Annotated in this window: 21 protein-coding genes and 1 tRNA gene; 7 read left to right on the top strand and 15 right to left on the bottom strand. The window is 67.1% G+C overall.

Annotated features, from left to right (window positions below; genetic code table 11):
- The first annotated feature begins 42 nt into the window (after positions 1-42).
- Positions 43-585 carry a GtrA family protein gene (locus FB390_RS04965; RefSeq protein WP_185756944.1) on the top strand — a complete coding sequence of 181 codons (543 nt, stop codon included), beginning with the start codon at positions 43-45 and terminating at the stop codon, positions 583-585.
- Between the two features lie 127 nt (positions 586-712).
- Positions 713-2,611, top strand: coding sequence for a glycosyltransferase (locus FB390_RS04960; protein ID WP_141807884.1), 1,899 nt, complete (start codon positions 713-715; stop codon positions 2,609-2,611).
- A 42-nt stretch (positions 2,612-2,653) separates the two neighbouring features.
- Here the strand turns inward: FB390_RS04960 and FB390_RS04955 are convergent, their stop codons facing one another.
- The 7 genes from FB390_RS04955 to FB390_RS04925 all read right to left on the bottom strand — a co-directional run bounded on the left by FB390_RS04955 (position 2,654) and on the right by FB390_RS04925 (position 9,312).
- Positions 2,654-3,274: an antibiotic biosynthesis monooxygenase gene (locus FB390_RS04955; RefSeq protein WP_141811553.1), complete on the bottom strand. Its 621-nt coding sequence runs from the start codon at positions 3,272-3,274 to the stop codon at positions 2,654-2,656.
- 192 nt (positions 3,275-3,466) lie between these two features.
- On the bottom strand, positions 3,467-4,318 hold the full coding sequence (locus tag FB390_RS04950) for an SDR family oxidoreductase (protein WP_141807883.1): 852 nt from the start codon (positions 4,316-4,318) through the stop codon (positions 3,467-3,469).
- 153 nt (positions 4,319-4,471) lie between these two features.
- Positions 4,472-5,518, bottom strand: coding sequence for a ribosome small subunit-dependent GTPase A (rsgA, locus tag FB390_RS04945; protein ID WP_141807882.1), 1,047 nt, complete (start codon positions 5,516-5,518; stop codon positions 4,472-4,474).
- A 247-nt stretch (positions 5,519-5,765) separates the two neighbouring features.
- Positions 5,766-6,761 carry a galactofuranosyltransferase GlfT1 gene (gene glfT1, locus FB390_RS04940; RefSeq protein WP_246123858.1) on the bottom strand — a complete coding sequence of 332 codons (996 nt, stop codon included), beginning with the start codon at positions 6,759-6,761 and terminating at the stop codon, positions 5,766-5,768.
- Positions 6,758-7,609 (bottom strand): galactan export ABC transporter ATP-binding subunit Wzt/RfbE, encoded by an 852-nt coding sequence (gene wzt / locus FB390_RS04935; protein ID WP_141807881.1) that lies wholly within the window; start codon positions 7,607-7,609, stop codon positions 6,758-6,760. The genes glfT1 and wzt overlap by 4 nt, the downstream gene beginning before the upstream one ends.
- Positions 7,610-7,620: 11 nt before the next feature.
- Entirely contained in the window at positions 7,621-8,457 is an 837-nt protein-coding gene (gene wzm, locus FB390_RS04930) for a galactan export ABC transporter permease subunit Wzm/RfbD (protein WP_141811551.1), read from the bottom strand.
- Positions 8,458-8,709: 252 nt separating this feature from the next.
- The gene (locus FB390_RS04925) at positions 8,710-9,312 is read right to left on the bottom strand and encodes a bacterial proteasome activator family protein (protein WP_141807880.1); all 603 of its coding nucleotides are present in this window, start codon (positions 9,310-9,312) and stop codon (positions 8,710-8,712) included.
- Positions 9,313-9,668: 356 nt separating this feature from the next.
- On the opposite strand from FB390_RS04925, the gene FB390_RS04920 reads away from it, so the two are divergent.
- Complete coding sequence (locus FB390_RS04920) at positions 9,669-10,871, top strand: cysteine desulfurase-like protein (RefSeq protein WP_067789854.1); 1,203 nt, start codon at positions 9,669-9,671, stop codon at positions 10,869-10,871.
- Positions 10,872-10,878: 7 nt separating this feature from the next.
- Here the strand turns inward: FB390_RS04920 and FB390_RS04915 are convergent, their stop codons facing one another.
- Positions 10,879-11,883 carry a zinc-binding dehydrogenase gene (locus tag FB390_RS04915; protein ID WP_141807879.1) on the bottom strand — a complete coding sequence of 335 codons (1,005 nt, stop codon included), beginning with the start codon at positions 11,881-11,883 and terminating at the stop codon, positions 10,879-10,881.
- 59 nt (positions 11,884-11,942) lie between these two features.
- On the opposite strand from FB390_RS04915, the gene FB390_RS04910 reads away from it, so the two are divergent.
- The 3 genes from FB390_RS04910 to FB390_RS04900 all read left to right on the top strand — a co-directional run bounded on the left by FB390_RS04910 (position 11,943) and on the right by FB390_RS04900 (position 13,797).
- Positions 11,943-13,154 (top strand): lactate 2-monooxygenase, encoded by a 1,212-nt coding sequence (locus FB390_RS04910; RefSeq protein ID WP_141807878.1) that lies wholly within the window; start codon positions 11,943-11,945, stop codon positions 13,152-13,154.
- 123 nt (positions 13,155-13,277) lie between these two features.
- Positions 13,278-13,688 (top strand): MarR family transcriptional regulator, encoded by a 411-nt coding sequence (locus FB390_RS04905; RefSeq protein WP_141811550.1) that lies wholly within the window; start codon positions 13,278-13,280, stop codon positions 13,686-13,688.
- Between the two features lie 24 nt (positions 13,689-13,712).
- Positions 13,713-13,797, top strand: a tRNA-Ser gene (locus tag FB390_RS04900).
- 521 nt (positions 13,798-14,318) lie between these two features.
- Here FB390_RS04900 and FB390_RS04895 read toward each other — a convergent pair.
- The 6 genes from FB390_RS04895 to FB390_RS04870 form a co-directional block, all read right to left on the bottom strand.
- Positions 14,319-14,573 carry a hypothetical protein gene (locus tag FB390_RS04895; protein ID WP_141807877.1) on the bottom strand — a complete coding sequence of 85 codons (255 nt, stop codon included), beginning with the start codon at positions 14,571-14,573 and terminating at the stop codon, positions 14,319-14,321.
- A gap of 434 nt (positions 14,574-15,007) precedes the next feature.
- Entirely contained in the window at positions 15,008-15,550 is a 543-nt protein-coding gene (locus FB390_RS04890) for a hypothetical protein (RefSeq protein ID WP_141807876.1), read from the bottom strand.
- Between the two features lie 2 nt (positions 15,551-15,552).
- On the bottom strand, positions 15,553-16,269 hold the full coding sequence (locus tag FB390_RS04885; RefSeq protein WP_141807875.1) for a hypothetical protein: 717 nt from the start codon (positions 16,267-16,269) through the stop codon (positions 15,553-15,555).
- Positions 16,266-16,586 carry a type VII secretion target gene (locus FB390_RS04880; protein WP_141807874.1) on the bottom strand — a complete coding sequence of 107 codons (321 nt, stop codon included), beginning with the start codon at positions 16,584-16,586 and terminating at the stop codon, positions 16,266-16,268. Before FB390_RS04880 ends, FB390_RS04885 begins: the two co-directional genes overlap by 4 nt.
- Before the next feature lie 720 nt (positions 16,587-17,306).
- On the bottom strand, positions 17,307-18,128 hold the full coding sequence (locus FB390_RS04875; RefSeq protein WP_141807873.1) for a phosphatase PAP2 family protein: 822 nt from the start codon (positions 18,126-18,128) through the stop codon (positions 17,307-17,309).
- A gap of 141 nt (positions 18,129-18,269) precedes the next feature.
- The gene (locus FB390_RS04870; RefSeq protein WP_425465894.1) at positions 18,270-19,358 is read right to left on the bottom strand and encodes a nitric oxide synthase oxygenase; all 1,089 of its coding nucleotides are present in this window, start codon (positions 19,356-19,358) and stop codon (positions 18,270-18,272) included.
- Between the two features lie 465 nt (positions 19,359-19,823).
- Between FB390_RS04870 and FB390_RS04865 the strand changes: the two genes are divergently transcribed.
- On the top strand, positions 19,824-20,876 hold the full coding sequence (locus tag FB390_RS04865) for an alpha/beta hydrolase (protein ID WP_141807872.1): 1,053 nt from the start codon (positions 19,824-19,826) through the stop codon (positions 20,874-20,876).
- 36 nt (positions 20,877-20,912) lie between these two features.
- Here the strand turns inward: FB390_RS04865 and hisC are convergent, their stop codons facing one another.
- A complete protein-coding gene (hisC, locus tag FB390_RS04860) occupies positions 20,913-21,989 on the bottom strand; it encodes a histidinol-phosphate transaminase (RefSeq protein ID WP_141807871.1) in 1,077 nt (358 codons plus the stop codon).
- Between the last annotated feature and the right edge of the window lie 20 nt (positions 21,990-22,009).

Below are 22,009 nucleotides of genomic sequence, written 5' to 3'. Positions count from 1 at the left end.
GCGCGCACCCGAGGCATTCGGGTGCTGGGGTACCGTCGCCCGGTGTCTTTCCCCGAGCAGCCCGTGACGGCGCCCGAGCGCTCCGTGTCCGCCGAGGCGTCCGCGCCGACCCCGGTCCCGCCGAGCGAGTCGCTGATCACGAAGCTGGTCGCGGCGCTGCGCAAGGGCGCGGCCTTCCTCGTGGTCGGCGCGATCGGTTTCCTCGTCGACGCGGGCACCTACAACGTGCTGGTGTTCTGGGGCGGCGAGGGCGTGCTTTTCCACGCGCCGCTGCCCGCCAAGATCATCGCGATCGCGGTGGCGACGGTGGTGACCTACTTCGGCAACAAGTGGTGGACCTTCGGCGACAAGCAGACCGACAATCCGGCGCGCGAGTATCTGCTCTACGCCGTGTTCAATGTCGTCGCCATCGGACTGCAACTGGGCTGCCTCGGGTTCTCCCGCTACGTTCTCGACCTGTCGAGTCCGCTCTCGGACAACATCTCGGGAACGCTGGTCGGTCAGATCGTCGCGGTGGTCTTCCGGTATTGGGCGTACGACAAATTCGTCTTCACCGGCAAATCGGCAAATAGTCAGCAACAATAACGGGTGCGGTACCCCTGGTTGCTGGACGGGCGGGCTCCGACGTCGGTTGATATCCTCGCTCCCGCCGCGCACGGCATCCAGGGGCGTGTCTGTCCCGTCGGCAAAAAATGAGGATTTCGAGGACTTCATGGAGCAGTCGGCTACCCAGGCCGTTACCGAACCGAACGAGCACGCTACGCCTGCCGCCGCGCCCGCCTCGCTGCGTGCCGATCATCGGGCGCCGGACCGGATGGTCCTGCAGCGGGGCATCTTCACCGGTCCATCGGCCAAGGTGAGCGACGAACTCTACGCGGTGGTCAAGGGGCGCGCCGCACGCGAACGACAGGCGCTGCGCCTGGAGAAGGGCGCCACCGCCCACACCAACACCTACTTCGGCCGGTTCGCTGCCAGCTACTGGCAGCGCTGGACAACGGTCACCGAGGTGCGCGCCACGATGGTGCTCGACGTGACGAAGAAGGCCAGGGTCCGCCTGGTCGCCTCCGACATCGCGGGCCACCGCAGGATCATCGACACCGCCAAGGTCGACGCGAGCGGCCCGCTCACCCTGACCGCGCCGCTCGACCAGTACGTCGACGGCGGCGCGCTGTGGCTGGAGTTCGACGCCGACGGCGGCGAGCTCGGCATCTCCGAACTCACCTGGACCTCCGTCGCGCCCGAGCGGGTTCGCCCGGTGGCCATCGCGATCTGCACGTTCAACCGCGCCGCCGACTGCGCCGAGACGGTGGCCGCGCTGGCCTCCGACCCCACGGTGCTCGCCGCCATCGACGCGGTCTACGTGGTGGACCAGGGCACCGACCTGGTGCAGGACCGGCCGCGCTATCAGGAGGTGCAGCCCGTCTTCGGCGACAAGCTGCGCTACATCCGGCAGCCGAATCTCGGCGGCGCGGGCGGTTTCACGCGCGGTCTGTACGAGGTCTCCGCGGTCAACGAGCACGCGGACGTCATCCTGATGGACGACGACATCCTCTGCGAGCCGGAAACGGTGCTGCGGCTCAACGCCTTCGCCAACCTGACCGTGGAACCCACCCTGGTGGGCGCGCAGATGCTGTTCCTGCTCAACCCCGACTACCTCAACGTCGGCGCCGAAGAGGTGCACCTGCACGAGCTGCGGCACGGCCAGAAGGTGCCCAAGGCGCTGCGCAACACGAGCATGCTCAAGAAGAACCAGGAGCGCCGCGTCGACGCCGGCTACAACGCCTGGTGGACCTGCCTGATCCCGGCCGAGGTGGTCGCGAAGATCGGCCTGCCGATCCCGATCTTCTTCCAGTGGGACGACGTCGAGTACGGCGTGCGGGCGCGCGAGCACGGGTTCGTGACCGTCACGCTGCCCAACGCGGCGGTCTGGCACGCGGACTTCTACTGGAAGGACTACGACGACTGGGCGCGCTACTTCAGCACGCGCAACTCGCTGATCGTCGGAGCCATGCACGCCGATCTGGACGGCAAGAAGATCACCAAGCAGCTGTTCCGCAACATCGCCGAGCACCTGGTCGCCATGCAGTACGGGCTGGTGCACACGACGTTGCAGGGCATCGAGGACTTCCTCGAGGGCCCGAAGATCCTGCGCGACGGCGGCATCGCCGCGCTGGCCGCCGCCCGCACCAGCCGCGCCGACTACGGCGAGACGATCAAGCACCCGGCCGCGACGCCGCCGGTGCGCGCGGCCGACATCCAGCTGCGCAGGGCGAGCGGCGAGCCGAGCCGGGAAGCGCTGGTGCTCGTCAAGCGCGCGATCAACCAGTGGTTCGGCCGCACCCAGCACGGCCTGATCGGGGTCACCCGCGAGGACGCGCACTGGTGGCACGTCTCGCTGTTCGACCACGTCGTGGTCACCGACGCCTCGCAGTCCGGCGTCCGGGTGCGACAGCGCGACAAAGCCCGCGCCCGCCAGCTGCTGCTGCGGACGTTCCGTGTGCTGCGCCGCCTGCGCCGCGAGCTGCCCGACCTGCAGGAGCGCTACCGCGCCGCCATGCCGGAACTCACCAGCCGTGCCAACTGGGAGCGCCTCTACGGCATCAACGACTGAGCCGGGCCGCGGCGCCGTCCATCCGACGGCGCCGCGCTGGTATCAGACCAGTTCGGGTACGCGCAGATGCGCGAGTGCCAGCTCGAATTCGGCGACGTCGGTCACCCGGAGGCCCATGTTCCGGGTGTTGGCCTCGCGGATCCGCTTGGCTTGCTCGCGGTTGCGGTCCATCGCGTCGGCGCTGTCGAACGTGGTGCAGGAGACGCCGCGTCCGGAGGCCCGGTGGACCATCAGGCTCGCGCTGCAGAAACCCTCTAGCTCTTCCATCCCCGGCAGCGCACGGGACTTGTAGCCCTCGATCGCCGCGTCGGCTCGATTCGGGTCGCCCTCGACCCAGACCGCGCGCACGCAGGCGCCCTCTTGCGAGCGATGGTCGCGGTGCAGCACCGCGATCTCCCACTCTTCGACTTCCGCGTTACCGCGGAACGTCTCCGCCGCCCGTTCCCGGATCGGCCGGACCCGGACCGCGCTGTCGCGCATCGCCTGCTCGGTTTCCCACGCCGTCGTGATGATGCAACGCCCGGATCCCCGGTCGACCAGCAACGACAACCCGATACAGCCCGGCATGCCTTCCAGCGCGGGCATTACTTCGTCGCGCACGTGCGCAATCCCGGCCTCTATAGCGGTGGGTTGCGCGTGAATAGTGGTAGAACGTGCGAACACGATCCACCCCCTTTCTGCACGAGGCAGCGCCCGGTGGCGCCACCGGTACATCCCACACTTCTCCGCCAGCGACTTTCAGGCAATAGGCGATCGGTGGCCCGTGGGCAGCTTGCCGAACATTCCGACCGAAGGTGACCTCGACCCCGCCGGACCCGGTGAAGGTGACCTTCGGTCGGTGAACCGGTGGTGTGTTCAGAGGAAGAGGTCGGTGGTGAGCTCGGCGTCGCCCGGGACGACGCGGTATTTGTCGAGATCGGTGATGCCGTGGGCGGCGAGCACCTCGTCATCGATGAAGAAGTTGCCGGTGGTCTTCTCAGCGGGCGAGGTGAGCACCAGGTAGGCGGAGTCGGCGTAGATGTCGGGGGTGCGCGAGGTGGCGATCATCTGGTCGCCGCCGAGCAGGTTGCGGACCGCGGCGGTGGCGATGGTGGTGCGCGGCCACAGCGAGTTCACGCCGATGCCGTCGTTCTTCAGCTCTTCGGCCAGGCCGAGCGTGGTGAGCGACATGCCGTACTTGGCGATGGTGTAGCCGAGCGAAGCGCCCGCCCACTTGGGGTCCAGATTCAGCGGCGGAGACAGGGTCAGGATGTGCGGGTTGCGCCCGGCCTTGGCCGACTCGCGCAGGTACGGCAGGCTCAGCTTGGACAGCAGGAAGCTGCCTCGGCAGTTGATGTCCTGCATCAGGTCGTATTTCTTCATCGATAGGGCGTCGGTGTTGGACAGATCGATCGCCGAGGCGTTGTTCACCACGATGTCGATGCCGCCGAAACGTTCGACCGTCTGGCGCACCGCTTCGGCCACCGACTCATCGATGCGCACGTCGCCGACGAAGGGCAGCACCTGCCCGCCCGCCTCCTCGAGTTCCGCCGCCGCGGTGTGGATCGTGCCGGGGAGCTTGGGGTGCGGCTGATCGGTCTTGGCGATCAGCGTGATGTTGGCGCCGTCGGCCGCGGCGCGCTTGGCGATCTCCAGACCGATGCCCCGGCTGCCGCCCGACATGATCAACGTCCTGCCCGCCAGCGGCTTCGAACCCGGTTCCGTCATGACCTGCTCCTGTCGTTCGTGCCGCGGACGAGACGCGCCCGCGACGCCACGTCTTGCAGGCTAAGCGTATCGCAGCGCCCTATGCAACCAGTTGCATAGGTGGCGAGGCCGCCGAGCGCCCGTTGCCGGTGCTCGGCGGCCTCACTCAGGAGATCAGCGCCGCGATCCCCGCTCCCGGTACATCTGGCGTTGCTGCTTCCTGATGCCGCGCCAAGCGCGATCGCGTTCGGCCTGCAACCGTTTGTCGGCCCTGGCCTCCATCCACGCGTTCTCCTTGGCGAGCTTGCGATAGCTGTCGAACCGGCGCTGGGTGAGCGCCCCGGTCTCGATGGCCTCGCGCACCGCGCAGCCGGGTTCGCCCTCGTGCGAGCAGTCGGCGAAACGGCAGTCCGCCGCGAAGGTTTCGATGTCGCTGAAGGTCTTCTCGATGCCTTCGGCGGCATCCCACAGACCGATCCCGCGCAGACCTGGCGTGTCGATGAGCGTTCCGCCGTTGGGCAGCGGGCGCAACTCCCGGTGCACGGTGGTGTGCCTGCCCTTCTTGTCCACCGCGCGAACGGCGTTGGTGGCGAACACTTCCGCGCCGAGCAGCGCGTTGGCCAGCGTCGACTTGCCCGCGCCGGACGGGCCGATCAGCGCGACCGTCCCGTCGAGCACGGCGGTGAGCACATCGATCCCGTATCCGCTGGACGCGCTGACCGCGAGCACCGTCGCACCGGGCGCGACGGCCTGCACGCTTTCGATGGGAATGTCCTCGGCCGCATCGGCTTTGGTGAGCACGACGACCGGTTGCGCGTTGCTCTCCCACGCCAGGGCGAGCATCCGTTCGATCCGGCCGAGGTCGACATCGCCGTCGGCTGCCGTGCAGACCAGCACGGTGTCCACATTGGCGGCGAGCACTTGACCCTCGGACCGCCGCGACGCCGTGGAGCGCACGATCGCGGAGCGGCGCGGCAGCAGCGCGCGCACGTTGCGCTGCGCGTCGAGGCTCACCCAGTCGCCGGTGCACAAGCCGCTCGGCTCGGCATCCGAGCGCGGGCACTTGGCCCGCGCCCACCCTTCCGGCGTCGCCACATCGCATTCGCTGCGATCCATCCGGATCACCCGCGCAGGCACGCACCCGTCGTCGATGAGCGCGGCGTATTCATTGGCTACGGCTTCCGTCCAGCCGTAAGGGACGAGCAGGTCGTAGTCGACCATGATGGGAGGAATCCATTCGTCGGGCGCCGAACCCGACCGGGGTTCAGCGAGAGGAAACAGAGGTGGAGTGCGGTGCGGCGGCACGCGGCAGCGCGGCGCACGCGGGCACGACAACCCGAACGTTCGTCGTCACGATCTCCACCTCCTCACTTCCGTCTCGAACCGCCAACTCCCCGAAACCTTGCCAGACGCCGAGCCACCCCCGCAACCGATTTATCGGCCCGCTTGTGCTCTCGCCGGGATCGAACTACTTCTCCGGCTTGCCGAACTGCTCGTTTCGCCCGAGCGAGCGCAAGTGGAACCACTCCTTCAGACCCGCGGGATCGCGGCGGGTGACGAGGAAGAACCAGGAGAATCGGATCCACTCCTGCGGCAACAGCTTTCGCATACCCGGCTGAGCCATCAGGTAGCCGCGGTTGCGGTAGGTGAAATAGCGCTTCACCGGGTCGTCGGGGTACTGGGTGTGCATCCGGCCGCCCAGGATCGGCTTGAACTCGGCGGCGCCGTTGGGATGCAGGTAGGCCGTCTGTAGGCAGGTGCCGAAGGGTAGGCCCGAGCGGACCAGCCGCCGGTGTACCTCGACCTCGTCGCCGCGCACGAACAGGCGCAGGTCCGGCACGCCGATCAGGTCGACCGCCGCCGTGGCGATGAGCGCGCCGTTGAACAGCGACGCGATGCCCGGCAGGAAGTCCTCGTCGCCGAGCTCGGAGCGCAACCGCCGCCACACCACGCCGCGGCGCAGCGGGAAGGCCAGCCGGTCCGGGTCGTCGATATCGCAGACGACGGGGGAGACTTCGGCGAGGCCGTGCCGCTTCGCGCAGCCCAGCAGCGTGGCGAGCACCTCGGCGCCCTCGGGCCTGCCGTCGTCGTCGGCCAGCCACACCCAGTCCGCGCCCTGGGACAGCGCGTGCAGGATGCCGAGCGCGAAACCGCCCGCGCCGCCGAGGTTGTGGGCCGAGCCCAGGTAGGTCGTCTCGACCGGCTGCTGCTTCACCAGTTCGGCGACCTCGGGCTCGTTGCCGTTGTCGATCACGATGAGGTGATCGACCGGCCGGGACTGCGAGGCGACGACCTTCAGCGATTCGGCAAGCAGCTCACGGCGCTTGTGGGTGACCACGACGGCGATGACGCGGGCGTCCGGCCCGGTGTCGGTGGGCGTGTAGACCACCTCCGGCGCGGGCGAGTCGACCGGGGCGTCGGCCCCAGCGGTGATCGGGGCGTTCTGCCCGGTCGGCTCGTTCATGCGTTGTTCCGCTCCAGTTCTCGTGCGCTGTCCTCGGTCTTTTCGGTCGCCGCCCGCTCCGCTGCCATTTCCTTCAGCACGGTCGCGACATGGTTTCCGGCGTCCGGACCCTCGTAGGCGCGCACCACCTCTTCGATGCCGCCGCGCAAACGGATCTGTCCGTGATCGATCCACAGCGCGGAATCGCAGAGCTGAGCGAGGAATTCATTGGAATGGCTGGCGAACACCAGGATGCCAGAACGCGCGACGAGTTCCTGTAACCGCAGCCGCGCTTTTTTCATGAATTCCGCGTCGACCGCGCCGATGCCCTCGTCGAGCAGCAGAATCTCCGGGTCGATGGAGGTGACCACGCCCATCGCCAACCGCACCCGCATACCGGTCGAATAGGTGCGCAACGGCATCTGCAGATATTCGCCGAGCTCGGTGAACTCCGCGATCTCGTCGATCTTGGAAAGCATCTGCTTGCGGGTCTGCCCGAGGAAGAGCCCGCGAATGATGATGTTCTCGTAACCGGAGATCTCCGGGTCCATGCCGACGCCGAGATCGAACACCGGCGCCACCCGCCCGCGAATGCGCGCGCTACCCCTCGACGGTTCGTAGATGCCCGAAAGCAGCCGCAGCAACGTCGATTTCCCGGCGCCGTTGTGGCCGACCAGACCGATCCGGTCGCCCTCCTTCAGCGACAGCGAGATGTCGCGCAGCGCTTCGACGACCACCACGTCGGACTGGTTGCGCCCGATCGCGCCGCCCGCCTTGCCGAGGAACGCCTTCTTCAGGGACCGCGATTTGGCGTCGAAGATCGGGAACTCGACCCACGCCTGGCGGGTTTCGATACTCACACGGCTCATCGCAGCGGCTCCTATACCCAGTACGGTACGCGCGAACGGTACTGCTTCATGGCGAAGGCGGCGACGATCCAGCCGACCACGGTGATCGTGCCGACGATCACCCAGTGCCGAAGCTCCTGCGGCTCGCCGAGCAGCGGAGCGCGCACGATCTCCAGGTAGTGGAAGGTCGGGATGATCTCCACCAGCCGGGCCCGATCGCTCGCGCCGCCGATCTGCTCTTCCAAGGTCTTGGTCGTCCACATGACCGGCGTCAGCACGAACAGCATCAGCGTGGTGCTGCTGAGAATCGGCGCGATATCGCGGTAGCGGGTGCTGAAGATGCCGAACACGATCGACACCCACATCGAATTGAGGAAGATCAATCCGATCGCGGGTATCGCGAGCAGGCTCGACCAGCGCAGGTTCTCCCATATCCCGAACGCGCCGAGCAGCACCACATAGATGACCATGTTGTGGGCGAAGAACAGCAACTGCCGCCACACCAACCGATAGACGTGCACGCTCAGCGCGGACGGAAGCTGTTTGATCAAGCCCTCGTTGGCGATGAACACCTCCGAGCCCTCGAGAATGCTCGCCTGGATCACATTCCAGACGATCAACCCGACGGTCACGTACGGCAGGTATTCGCGCAGCGGCTGGTCGAGCAGCGTCGCGTACAGGACGCCCATCGCCGCAGCCTGCACGCCGGTCGCGATGGTGATCCAGAACGGACCGAGCACCGAGCGCCGGTAGCGCTGCTTGATGTCCTGCCAGCCGAGCGAGAGCCATAGTTCGCGCTGGCGGAAGCCGTCGCCCATGTCCTTGACCGCGCGCCGGAAGGTCTGCGAGTCGGAGACCAGCGGCGGCATCGCCTCGGCTCCGCTCGGCTGCGCCGGCGCGGTGCTCTCGGCACTCACCGGACCCTCATCGGTGGTCTCGGAACTGTCTGAACGCAAGCTGTCATCTGAACGCACTGGGCTCTCTTCAGGACGCGCCGTACTCTCATCGGAGTCGGGGCGAGCGGCAGCGGCGGGCACGGTGCTCGACCCTACCCCTGCATCCTCGCACCGGGTCCGCTGGTACACGCGGGACGCGCGAAACTCGTCACCCGCAAGGTGGGGTTACAGATACTGGCCCGAACCGCCCATCGCCTGGTCGCCCCGCCCGCCGCGCGGGTCGACGGCGTGGATGCCGGGCGGCAGCGCGCCCTGGCGCATCTGCTCGAGCTGCGCGCGGGCCGCCATCTGCTGGGCGAACAGCGCGGTCTGGATGCCGTGGAACAGGCCCTCCAGCCAGCCGACCAGCTGGGCTTGGGCGATCCGCAGCTCGGCGTCGGACGGCACCGCGTCGTCGGTGAACGGCAAGGTCAGCCGCTCCAGCTCGTCGCGCAGCTCGGGCGCGAGACCCTGCTCGAGCTCGCGCACCGAGGACTTGTGGATCTCCTTGAGCCGGGTTCGGCTCGCGTCGTCTAGCGGAGCCGCGCGCACCTCCTCGAGCAGCTGCTTGATCATGGTGCCGATACGCATGACCTTGGCGGGCTGCTCCACCATGTCGGCGAGTGATTCGCCCGAATCCTCGCGGTCGTTGGAGCTGTCGGCCTTCTTGTCGCTGTCGGTGACCACCTGTCCGGTCAGCGGGGTGCCCGCGTCGGCCGGAATGACCAGCGGCTGCCCGTCGGGTCCGACCACGACGATGGAATCGGGTGACTCATCCGAATGCGTCATGTTCCCTATCATGTCGCGTCCGCGCCGAAGGCGCTAAATGGGGCAGTCGCCGGAGGCGCTGAACGGGGCAGTCGCCGGAGGCGCTGAACGGTCCGGTCGCCGGAGGCGCTGAACGGGCCAGGCGGGTCGGTGCCGCGGCAGGGCGGCGCCGACTATTCTGTGCGGGTCGTGTGGTTCGGATTTTGCTGAAAGTCGGTTGCCATGCTGATTCGTATGCCCAGCTCCGCGGCGCCCTCGAAGCCGCGGCCGGGTGCCGATGGCCGGTCCGGGCGGGCTCCCTCGTCGTCGCGTTCGCGAGCGGCCGGGGAAGGGAAGGCGGTTACGCGGCCTCGCCCGCTGCCCTTAGAGTGGCCAACATGACTTACGACGTCGCGAGGGTTCGGGGCCTGATACCGTCCCTGGGCGACGGCTGGATCCACCTCGATCCGCAGGCGGGCATGCTTGTCCCGGACTCGGTATCTCGTGCCGTGTCAACGGGTTTCCGCACGTCGTCGTTCTCGCATATCGGCCGCAACGGCGCGGCGGTGCGCAGCGCGGCCATCCTCGACGCCGCCCGCGAGGCCGTCGCCGACCTGGTCGGCGGCGATCCGGCGGGCGTCGTGCTCGGCCCGGATCGGGCGGTGTTGCTCGCCTGGCTCGCGGAGTCGCTCAGCTCCCGGCTCGGCCTCGGCACCGGGATCGTGCTGTCCCGCTTGGACGACGAGGCCAACGTCGCGCCCTGGCTGCGTATCGCCAATCGCTACGGCGCGCACGTGCGCTGGGCCGAGGTCGAGATCGAGACCTGCGAGATGCCGTCCTGGCAGTTCGAGGAGCTCATCGGACCGACGGCCCGGCTGGTGGCGTTGACCGCGGCCTCGCCCATCGTCGGCTCCGCGCCCGCCGTGCGGGTGGCGGCCGACCGGGTGCACGAGGTGGGCGGTCTGCTCGTCGCCGACGCGTTCGGCGCGGCGCCGTACGCGCTCATCGATATCGACGAACTCAACGCCGACGTTGTCGCCCTGAGCGCGCCCGCGTGGGGCGGGCCGCAGATCGGCGCGCTGGTGTTCCGCGATCCCGCCTTCCTGGACCGGATTCCGTCGATGTCGTTGAATCCCTACGCGAAAGGCGCCGAACGGCTCGAGGTCGGCGGGCACCAGTACGCGCTGCTCGCCGGGCTCACCACGTCCATCGACTTCTTGGCCGGTCTCGACGAGCGGGCCACGGGCACCCGCCGCGAGCGGCTGGAAATCTCCATCACCTCGCTGCAGGACTACCACGATCAGCTGTTCGAGCACCTGATGGACGTGCTGGACAAGATCCCGAACCTGACCGTCATCGGCCGCGCCTCGACCCGCATCCCGACCGTCAGCTTCACCATGGCCGGGATGCAGGCGGAGAAGATCGCCGCCAAACTGGCCGATGCCCGCATCGGCACGCTCAGCGGCGTGCACGGCGGAAGCAGGCTGCTCGACGCGCTCGGCGTCAACGACGAGGGCGGCGCCGTGACCGTCGGACTCGCGCCCTACACAACCAAATTCGAGATCGACCAGCTCGGCCGCGCGCTCGCCGCGCTGGAGTGAGCCCGGCTCAGCTCGCGTCCACCCGCAGGACGACCTTGCCGAAGGTGTCGGCGGCGTCCAGCATGCGGTGCGCCTCGGCGGCCTCCGCGATCGGCAGTTCGGCGTGGATCACCGGCACGATGGTGCCGTCGGCGATCAGCGGCCAGACGTGCCCGCGCACCTCGGCGATGATCTCGGCCTTGCTTCCCGCGCCGGTGGCCGGGCGGTTGCGCACGTTGGTCGCGTGCACCGAACCCCATTTCGACAGCAGCGCACCCAAGTTCAGTTCGCCCTTCACCCCGCCCTGCATGCCGATCACGACCAGGTGGCCGTGCGCGGCCAGCGCCTCGACGTTGCGGGACAGGTAGGCCGCGCCCATGTTGTCGAGGATGATGTCGGCGCCCGGGCCGTTCGCGCCGGACCGCTCGGCGCGGACCACGGCGACGAAATCGTCCTCCCGGTAGTTGATCAGGACGCTCGCGCCGAGTTCGGCACAGCGCGCCAGCTTCTCGGCCGAGCCCGCGGTGACCGCCACCCGCGCGCCCTTGTGCACGGCCAGCTGGATGGCGTGCGTGCCGATGCCGCTGCCGCCGCCGTGGATGAGCACCAGCTGACCCGCGTGCAGACCGGCCGTCATCACCAGGTTCGACCACACCGTCGCCGCCACTTCGGGAAGCGCCGCCGCCGCGGCGAGGTCGAGGCCGTCCGGCACCGGAAGGACCTGGCCCGCGGGGACGACCACGCGTTCGGCGTAGCCACCGCCGGACAGCAGCGCGCACACCCGGTCGCCGACCCGCCAGTCCCGCACACCATCGCCGACCTCGGCGATGACGCCCGAGCACTCCAGGCCGATGATCTCGCTGGCGCCCGCGGGCGGGTTGTAGCGGCCTTGACGCTGGAGCAGATCCGCGCGGTTCACCCCCGCGGCCACCACATCGATCAGCACCTCGCCGTGAGCCGGCGCCGGGTCGGCGGCCTTGCCCCAGCTGAGTACTTCCGGTCCGCCGAATTCGGTCAGCTCGATCGCGCGCATCACCCCATAGTGCCCCGCCGACCGCTCGTGACACAGGCGCGGCCGATCGGCCGAGCATCATGCGGGAACGAACACAACGGACTAGCGTTCCCCGCGTGAGCAGCTTCATCGACTTCCAGAACGAGATCTACCTGGGCGGATTGGGCGGCATCGTGCCCGAGTTGCCCATGACCGCGGACGGTTTGGAGAAACGCGCGAAGGAAGTCCTCGGACCTGCCGAATACGCCTACGTCGCGGGCAGCGCGTCGGCGGAACGCACCGCGGCCGCCAACCGCGCCGCCTTCGACAGGTACCGGATCATCCCCCGCATGCTGCGCGGCACCACCGGCCCCGGCGCGCGCGATCTCTCCGTGGAAGTGCTCGGCACCCGGCTGGCCGCGCCCGTGCTGACCGCGCCGATCGGCGTTCTCGAACTGATGCACGAGGGCGGCGAGGTGATCGTCGCCGAGGTCACCAAGGAGCTCGGGATCGGCTCGGTGCTGTCCACCGCGGCGTCGTCCACCATCGAGGAGGTCGGCGCGGCCGCGGGCGAATGGTGGTACCAGCTCTACTGGCCGAACGATCCGGAGCTTGCGCGTTCCTTCGTGCAGCGGGCCGAGCGCGCCGGAGCGAAGGCCATCGTCGTCACCGTCGACACTCCCACCCTCGGCTGGCGGCCGCAGGATCTGGAGCTCGCGCACCTACCGTTCCTGCACGGCAAGGGCATCGCCAATTATCTGTCCGACCCGGTGTTCCGCGCGAAGCTGCCGACGCCGCCCGAGGAGAGCGAGGACGCCATGCGGATCGCGATCCTCACCTGGGTCGGGCTGTTCGGCAACCACAACCTGCGCGCCACCGACCTGGCCCACCTGCGCGAATGGACCGATCTGCCGATCGCGGTGAAGGGCATCCTGCATCCCGACGACGCCCGCCTCGTGGTGGACGCGGGCGCCGACGCGGTGGTGGTGAGCAACCACGGCGGCCGCCAGGTCGACGGCTCGATCGCGGCGCTCGACGCGCTGCCCGCGGTCGTCGCGTCCGTCGGCGACCGCGCCGACGTGCTGTTCGACTCCGGCGTACGCAGCGGCGCGGACGTGCTGATCGCGCTGGCGCTCGGCGCCAAGGCGGTGCTGTACGGGCGGCCGTACGCCTACGGTCTCGGCATCGCCGGCCGCGACGGCGCCCGGCACGCGTTGCGGCTGCTGCTCGCCGACTTCGACTCGGCGCTGGGGCTGTCCGGATGCGCGAACGTCACCGATCCGAATCGCGGCACGATCGCCGCCGTCCGGTGAAAAGAACCCAAGTTTGCCCAGTTCAGGGCCGCTTAGAATAGGTCCGTGGAACCCGAACCGAGCGGTCGCACGGCCGAGCCGCGCTGGCTGAGCCCGACGGAGCAGCAAGCATGGCGTGCCTACATGGACGGCCATCAGCGACTGATGACGGCGCTGAACAAGCAGTTGCAGCGCGACAGCGATCTGAGTCTCGCCGAGTACCGAATCCTGGTGCTGCTCTCCGAAGCGCCGGGCCGCGCGCTGCGCATGAGCGAACTCGCCGACGGTGTGCTCTCCTCCCGCAGCAGGCTCACCCACCAGATCCGGCGCATGGAGGCGCAGCACATGGTGCGCCGCAACACCTGCGAGGAGGACGGCCGCGGCGTCGTCGCCGAGCTCACCGACGAGGGCATGCGCCGCCTCGAAGCGGCCGCCCCCGGCCACGTCGAAGCCGTCCGCAACGACTTCATCGACCTGCTGGTCCCCGAACATCTCGCGGTCGTCGGCGAGGTGTTCGCCCGCATCGACAAGATAATCGGCGAGCGAGCCGATTGAGCCGTCCGTTAGGATCGTGGGCCTGGAGACGTGGCAGAGCGGCCGAATGCACTCGCCTTGAAAGCGAGCGTCGCGAGAGCGACCGGGGGTTCAAATCCCTCCGTCTCCGCTGCGCTCATGGGTGAACCATGCTCATGGAGAGCATGAGCTGGGTTCGCTTCGCAATGTTTTGTGGGGGTGCGACCCCCACGCCCCGCCCGGAGGGCTTCGCCCCCGGACCCCCAGGTTGTGGTTGGGCTGAACATGATTCGGATACTCGGCTCAGGTAGAGCAGAGATCCGAATCGTCGAGCCTTCCGCTGGGGCGTAGCAGAGATCCAAATCGTTGGGCCCTTCGCTCAGTTGGGCATAGATTGGAATAGTTCACTCCGTACACGGAAATGGGCTGCGGCAACGGTTTTGACCGCCACGACAGCAGGCCGCGCCGACCTCGGGGTGAAGATCACCGAGGTGCACGCCGACTCCGCAGGCGCCCACGGCTCCCCGCGGATCACTGCCGAACTATGTGAGCGGGGCGAGGTTTTGGCGTTGCCGCGGATCCGTCCGACTACGGGTCCAGCCGTGGATCTCGCCTTGGCGTCGAGCCATCCACAGCAGGTCCACTCGCCACAGAGCGAATGCCCATCCCCACTCAATCCAAGGGTGGCTTGTAACGCGGGTCCTTCTCGACCGCCGCTCGGAAGCGGGGATGAGCCTGCGCGAAGGCGAAGCGTACATCGTAGATGGGGCGGAATATCACCGGTTCGACTCCCTTCTTGGTGATCCAAACCGCCGCTAACAGACCGAGCGGGAGTGAACCCGGTAGGATCGCAGCCGAAACCGGGATGATCAGGGGCTCGAATTTCGTTGCCGCCACGATCACGAACGCTGCCAGATTGGCAGCCATCGCTGCATACAAGAACCGTGCGATACGGCGACCCAGTCGGCCGGAGCGTACACACCGGTCGCAGAGTGGCCATTCCCCAACGATGACGGTCGAGACTCTTCTCTGACGCAACTCCGGCTGTAGCACGGATGCGACCGAGAATTCGGGCACAACTGAGGGAGATCGGCGACGGGAATGGGAGTCGAAGAAATACACACGAACCGGACGGCGCGAAACCTCCGAACGTCCATGTCTGCTACATATCGGTGGCAGCGGTTGATCGATCTCGAGTTCGAGCGGTGGGGGTGCCATGGCTCTCAGTCGATCCAACCACACAGGCCCGGTATTCGCGGCAGATCCGGAGGACCGGCGCAACCGAATTACGACATCGCTCGCGTTCGTCTCTGGCCGCTGATAGGTCATTGGCGGGCCGAGGCTTCGTTCATTACTTCCGGTCACTGTAGCCAGCCCCGCTGGTTACGATCCCGGAAGTACGCGTCGTCTTCGTCCAGATCGTCGTCCGGCCATACAATTCTGTCGCGGTTGGGCTTCCGTGTTCCTGGCAGTGTTGGAGAATCCCGCGCAAGGTCGCGGAAATCAACGCCTACTGAATTAGGAGCCGCATCTCGAGTCGGGCTTGAATGTTTCGATTCATAACTAGCATCCTGTTCCGGCTGAGGCTGATTGGCTGGAACCTCATTCCGGTACCGATCCAGGACCGCATTTCCCTGATCTGCGAGGCGCTGCATCTCCTCCGGGGTCAGTGACTTCAATTCCGCGATAGCAGGGGGAACGACGGTCTCGCCGAGGCGAAGGAACTCCTCGTTGCGTATGAGGTCTCGAATGCTGCCTCGGCCACTCAAGATCTCCCGCAACAGACCCTTGAGATTGTTGTCGTGAGTGCGATCGGCAATGACAGTAAGGGCATTCGCAATATGCCGCGACATTCCTATATCGCCGCCAACGGTGTCAAGCATCGGCTCGTTATCTGGTTTCATAGTTACACCGCACTGTGATTGTAGGACTTTCCGAGGCTGGGAAGCTGCGTACGCTTGTCCTCACCCTGCGCTGCAGCAAGTCCGGTAAGGATCAGGCCCAAAACCCCTTCGGCGATGACAAGGCTTTCGCCGATGAGTTTCATGGCTGCCGCGACTTTAGCGATCATCGACGCCGAAATAGCGGCACTTACCGCCGACGCCGCCGCTCCGATTCCGGTACCGTAAGCGATGATTGACGCGATCAAAATGATCGCGAGGTCGACAATCATCTGAACGATGTTGTTCATCGCTTGAATCATCAGGTAGGACGCTTCGGCAAAAAGGTTTATCTCGTCTGCGAGCTTGTTCAGCGCCGCCGCCTGATTTTCCAGGGCCGTGCAGAGTGCGTCGAAGTATTCGACTGCACTAGTCGCCGCATTCCCCTGCCATGAAGTGCTGAAGTATTCAGTGGAGGCCTTTACCGACGCGGCATATGCATTGTTGTACTCGGCTAGGTTTCTGAACGCATCAACGGACTTGCGGAGCCCCTTCCAGTCCCCGCCGAAGTTACTGGTTACCGATTCAACCGCGTTCCACCCAGTGATCGTGTCGATAATCTGATTCACAACGCCGGAGATGCTTAGTAAATCGCCGCCGAGAATGAATTGGGCGACGCTTGAACCTGGAAACCAATCCACATCGTCTGGCGCGGTCAGTTTTTCGATCGGAGACTCGGTCATTCGCCTTCCGCCTTGACGTATAGCGCATCCTGATTGGCTGCGTTCTTTGTGTCGGTTGTCCGGTACATCTGGGCGGCTTTCCGCAGCTCCTGCTCCGACAAGTTAGTCATCACGCCGAGGCGTTCATAGTTGTACGCGATTCTGGAGCAATTTTCGTCGAGCGCCTGAATTATATCTTTCAGAATAGCGCCGGCATTTCCTTCCAGGTCCATCCATTCCTTGGCGTAGGCAACGGCTTTGACGTTTTCTTCGGCAATTTTCAGCAATGCCGCTGCTGCCTTGTCCAGGTCATCGGGAATAACCTTGAAATCGGTCATGATTTTCCTCTATTCATAGAATCACCACAGGGCCCGGTGTCGTCGGAAACACCAACGACCACGCCATTCACCAACCGCATCCTCACCCCCAAACCAAGAAATCGCGGCGATTCGGCGATCTTGGCCTGCCGCTGCGCGCCGTCAGCGGTTGTATGTCGGGTTTCATACGAGGTTGGACGAAGAACGGGCCGCTTCGGTTCCATCTCAGCGAGAATTCTCCCCGGCACACTGCTCCGTTGCGCCAGCTGTGTCGCCATCCGCAGTGGCACGAAGCACCTTCGTCCGGACCATGCTGGCGAAATCGGCCAGCGCCACGTCGCCGTCGACCACGCCGGTCGCCAGCATGCTTCCAGCACCGGTGATCAGGCACACCCGCCGGTCGTTCAGCGGCCGTCTATTCGACGCTTCGAGTCTCCCCCCTCTGTGCAGCACGTCGATCTTAAGCTGTGGCAGTTCAGGATTCTACTCTGGTCGCTACTCTGGCCTCGACGGCCCGCTATACAAGATCAAGGGCGCGGCGGCATGGGCCGCGCCGCCGCCGCGCAGGTCAAAACTCGAGTTACCGCCGCGCCCAGAGTGATCGATGCGGTAACCGACCGAAGGCCACCCTCCTCCGCCAGACCGACTGGACGTGGCCTCCGCGGTGGACCGGCTTACGGTGACTTTCGGCCGCTTACGGTGACTTTCGGCCGGATTGCGTGCCTTGGTGGACGGGGGGCGCTAGCCGCGACTCGGAGGGTGTCGCGGGGTTGCCGGTGGTGCCCAGGTCGATGGGGCGGGCAGGATCATGCGGTGCAGCACCGCGATAGCGGCTAGCAGGAGTACCGCGATGATGGCGTCGAGCCAGTAGTGGTTGCCGGTGCCGATCACGATGACGGTGGTGAGGGCGGGGTGGGCGAGGGCTAGCCAGCGCCAGCGGGTGCGGGTCGCGGCGATGACGGCGACGGCGAGTAGCAGTGCCCAGCCGACGTGGAGCGATGGCATGGCCGCGAATTGGTTCGACATGCCATCGGCATGGCTTGGGCCGTAGACGGATTGGCCGTGCAGGGCGGCCAGGTCGACGAAACCGCGTTCCGGCAGCATGCGCGGCGGTGCGAGGGGCAGCAGCACGTGCAGCAGCAGTCCCGTGCCCGTCAGGCCGACCATGAGGTTGCGGGTCAGCCGGTAGTGCCGGGGGCGGAAGACCCACAGCCATACGATCACTCCGACGGCGACGGTGAAATGGGCTGTCGCGTAATAGAAGTTGGCGGAGACGGCCAGGAGATCCCAGCGCAGGAACGGCGCCTGCACCGTGGTCTCCGCCAGCATCCCGAGCCGGTCTTCGACACCGAGGAGATCGTGCGCGTTGCCGAAGGCGCGGGCGGTGTCGTCGGCGGTGATCAGCCGACCGAACCGGTAGCCGAGATAGAGCACCGTGATCAGCGCCAGCTGCCGGATCGCCTCCCCGCCGCGACCGTGCACCGCCGTCCGCAATCGTTCCAGCGTTCCGGCGACCGAAACTCCGAGTTCCAGCTGCGGACCGGGAAAACCGACAGCCACCATCGCCCGTGGCCTCCTTCGCCATTGAACAAAACGCCCGAAACGTTTAACCGGAGGTGCATTCTCCGTTTACCGTAACAGCGTCTGCCCGTTGGCAAACTGGTCTGTGACCCGCGGAACAGCGCGGACCGGACCGGCGGGGACTCAGGTGGTTTCGCGGTGGACGAAGTTGGGGCGCAAGTTGTCGTCGGGCGGGTCGAAGTAGCGGTGGAAGGTCGGGGTGAGGCTCGCGGAGATCGGCGGGTTGATCCAGCTCCAATCGGTGGGGCAGGCGCGGCCCGCCTGCTGTTCCTTCGCCACGTGATCGCAGAACTGTTTCGCGACGGTGTGGTGGTCGACGATGTGCACGCCCGCCTTGCGATAACTGTGCAGCACAGCGCGATTCAGTTCGACAAGGGCTTGGTCGCGCCAGAGGGTGCGCGGATGCGAGGTGTCCAGGCCCATCATGTCGGCGATCAGCGGGAGCATGTTGTAGCGGTTGGTGTCGCTGAGATTGCGCGCGCCGATCTCGGTGCCGACGTACCAGCCGTTGAACGGCGCGAACGGGTAGGTCATGCCGCCGATCTCCAGATTCATGTTGGAAACCGCGGGCACCGCATGCCATTTCAGGCCAAGCCCGGCGAACCACTCGAAGTCGGGATGCTCGATGTGCACTTCGCGCGCCAGCTCTTTCGGCACGTCGAACCACCTGATCGGTTCGTCGGGCGTGCTGATCAGCACCGGCAGGATGTCGAACGGCGTGCCCGCGCCGCGCCAGCCGAGCTTCCCGGCGAATTCGGTGATCGCGACATTGGCCGCGTCGCCGGTGACCGTCCCGTCGCCGTTGCGGTAGCCCGCGTAGCGCAGCAACTGCGGGCTGACGATGCGGTACTCGCGCCCGTCACCTTGGCGCGGCGGCCCGACGGTGATCATGGACTGCACCGCGCCGCCGTTGGTCGCCATGTGCAGGTGCTGCCAGCACACCTCGGCCAGATCGCGCGCCGAGCGCACCCGCCGCGCGTCGAGCAGTTTCAAGGAGCGCCAATGCTTCCGGCCGACGCAGCGGGCGTGATTTCGCCAAGCCAGCTTGGCTCCGATCAGGATCTCCTCGGCGGTCTGCACGTAAGTGCCGGTCTGGCGGAGCTGTTCCAGCGCGGTGCGGCGGCGCTGCGGGCTGAGGTGGGCGAGTTCGGGTTGTCGATAGAAGTCGTCGCACTCGCGGAGGCGACGGGCCAGCGCCGAATCGAAAGGCACGGTGTCGGCGGTGTTTTCGAGCGATGGAACGGGCAACACGTGGTTCACGATCTTTTTCTCCGGTCGGGCATCAGGTACTGCGGCGAAACAGACGGACACAACGATCGAGCAGAGAATTCGCGCGCGGGCGCGTCGGACATACCGGTCAGTTCGGTGGGGCGCGGTTCGGCGTCAGCAGGATCCGCTGAATTAGCCTCCGCGTTGCCGAAAAACCGATCGGACGGTGTGGACGCGCGCGCGCCGAAGGCCGACCTCTGCCGGGGTCACGGCTGTGTGCGGTCATCGCGGTCCCCATCGACGCCTGAAGAATCGCCCGAGTGGGAGCGTAAGGCCGGTGTGCTGGCGGTGTGCCCGAATTCGAAACAATCGTGAACGCCCGAATCGTGAAAGTGGTGCTCGTCACAAATCTTTCGAATGTGGAAGGAGAGTCGAGATCGCGGCACACGTTCTGGCACCATGGCAGACATGCTGTCTCGGCGTTGGGCGCGGCGACGGCTCGCAGTCGTCGCCATGAGCGCCGCATTGCTAATCGGCGCCATCGGCGCGGGCGCACCTCTCTCGGTGGCCGCACCCGACAAGCCGAGCACCGGCTCCTCCGACGGGCCCAACCCGGCCGAGCCGACCACGGCGCCCCCTGTCACGCCATCGATCGAGCGCATCGAACCGATCACCGACCGCCGGGTGCGCGTGTTCGTGAAATCGCCCGCGATGCGCCGCACCGTGCAGGTGCAGGTGCTGCTGCCGCGTGACCAGAGCCGCAGCAGGCCAACCGTCTACATGCTGGACGGGCGCAGCGCCGAAGCCGACACCAACAATTGGATCGAACTCGGCAAGGCCGACCGGTTCTACGAAGACAAAGACGTGAACGTGGTGCTGACGGTCGGCGGCCCGGCCAGCTTCTACACCGACTGGCAGCGCCCCGATCCGGTGCTCGGCACCAACCAGTGGGAGACCTTCCTGACCAAGGAGCTCCCGCCGCTCATCGACGCGGAGTTCGACGGCAACGGGCGCAACGCGATCATGGGCGTCTCGATGGGCGCCGAGGCCGCGATGATGCTCGCCTTCCGCAGGCCGGAGCTCTACCGCGCGGTGGCCGCGCACAGCGGCTGCTTCTCCACGGGCACCGATATGGGACAGGCTCAGGCGCGCGCCGTGGTGGCCACCTATCAGGGCGAGCCGGACAACATGTTCGGCGACGAGGACCATCCGGACTGGCTCGCCCACGATGTCCTGCTGCACGCGGAAGCGTTGCGCGGCAAGGCGATCTACCTGTCCGTTGGCAGTGGCCTGCCGGGCAAGTACGACGCGCCCGGCAACCCGGACCTGGTCAGTACCATCGCGTTCGGCGGACCGCTGGAGGCGGCGACCAACGCGTGCACCCGGAGGCTGGTCGACCGATTCACCTCGCTCCGGATCCCGGTCACCGCGAATTTCCGTGCCACGGGCACACATTCGTGGCCGTACTGGGGCGACGAGCTCGCCGCGTCATGGCCGACGATCTACCCCGCGATCCGCTGACGGAGCGCGGAGTTCGCTCGCCGAGCCGCGCCTCCGTCAGACGAAGCGGGCCAACACGTCGGGATCGGTGGCGAAGCCGAGGAACTGGTCGTTCTCGTGCGAGTCGCCGACGGTGACCCGCACGCCGTCGGCGCCGTACGGCCGCACCAGCACGCCCGCTTCCGCGCTCGCCTCGCCGAACTCCGCGCTGCGCGCGCCGAGCGGCAGCCAGACGAAGTTCGTCTCGCTCGGCGGCACCGAGTAGCCCGCCGCGAGCAGCGCCGCCCGCATCCGGTCGCGCTCGAGAACCACCGCGTCGGTGCGATCCAGCAGCTCGAGGCGCGCCTCCAGCGAGGCGATCGCGGCGGCCTGGGCCACCCGGTTCACGCTGAACGGGATGTGCACCTTCATCAGCGCCGCGATCACCTCCGGATCGCCGACCGCGTAGCCGACCCGCAGGCCCGCGAGACCGTACGCCTTCGAGAAGGTACGCAGCACAACCACATTCGGCCGGGTGCGGCCCAGCTCGACGCCGTCCGGGCGGTCCTGCGGTGTGAGGCGCAGGTACTCGTAGTACGCCTCGTCCAGCACGACGAGCACGTGCGCGGGGACCGCGTCCAGGAAACGGATCAGCGCCTCGCGGCCGTGCGCGGTGCCGGTCGGGTTGTTCGGGTTGCAGACGAAGACGAGGCGGGTGCGCTCGGTCACCGCGGCCGCCATCGCGTCCAGGTCGTGCGTCAGCTCCGGCGTCAACGGGACCTGCACGGCCGTCGCGTTGCCCACCTGGGTGACGATCGGATACGCCTCGAACGAGCGCCAGGCGAACAGCACCTCGTCGGTCGGTGCGGCGCAGGTGATCTGAACCAGCTCCTGGCACAGCGCGACGCTGCCGCAACCCACCGCCACGTGCGCGGGCGTGACCCCGAGGAAATCGGCGAGCGCGGCGCGCAGTTCGGCCGCCTGGTTGTCGGGATATCGGTGCGCGAGCTCCGCGGCCTCGGCGATCGCCTTCGCCGCCGCGGGGAGCGGCGGCAGGGTGGTCTCGTTGCTGGCCAGCTTGACCGCGCCCGGGTGGCTGCGGCCGGGGGTGTAGGCCGGGATGGCGGAGAGATCGGGGCGGATGCGCGCTGTCACCCCTCCACCCTAATTGGCGC

Origin of the sequence: Nocardia bhagyanarayanae, assembly GCF_006716565.1 — a bacterium.
Lineage (GTDB): Bacteria > Actinomycetota > Actinomycetes > Mycobacteriales > Mycobacteriaceae > Nocardia > Nocardia bhagyanarayanae.
Note: the sequence above shows the minus strand (reverse complement) of the source record. Positions and strands in the feature narration are given on the sequence as shown.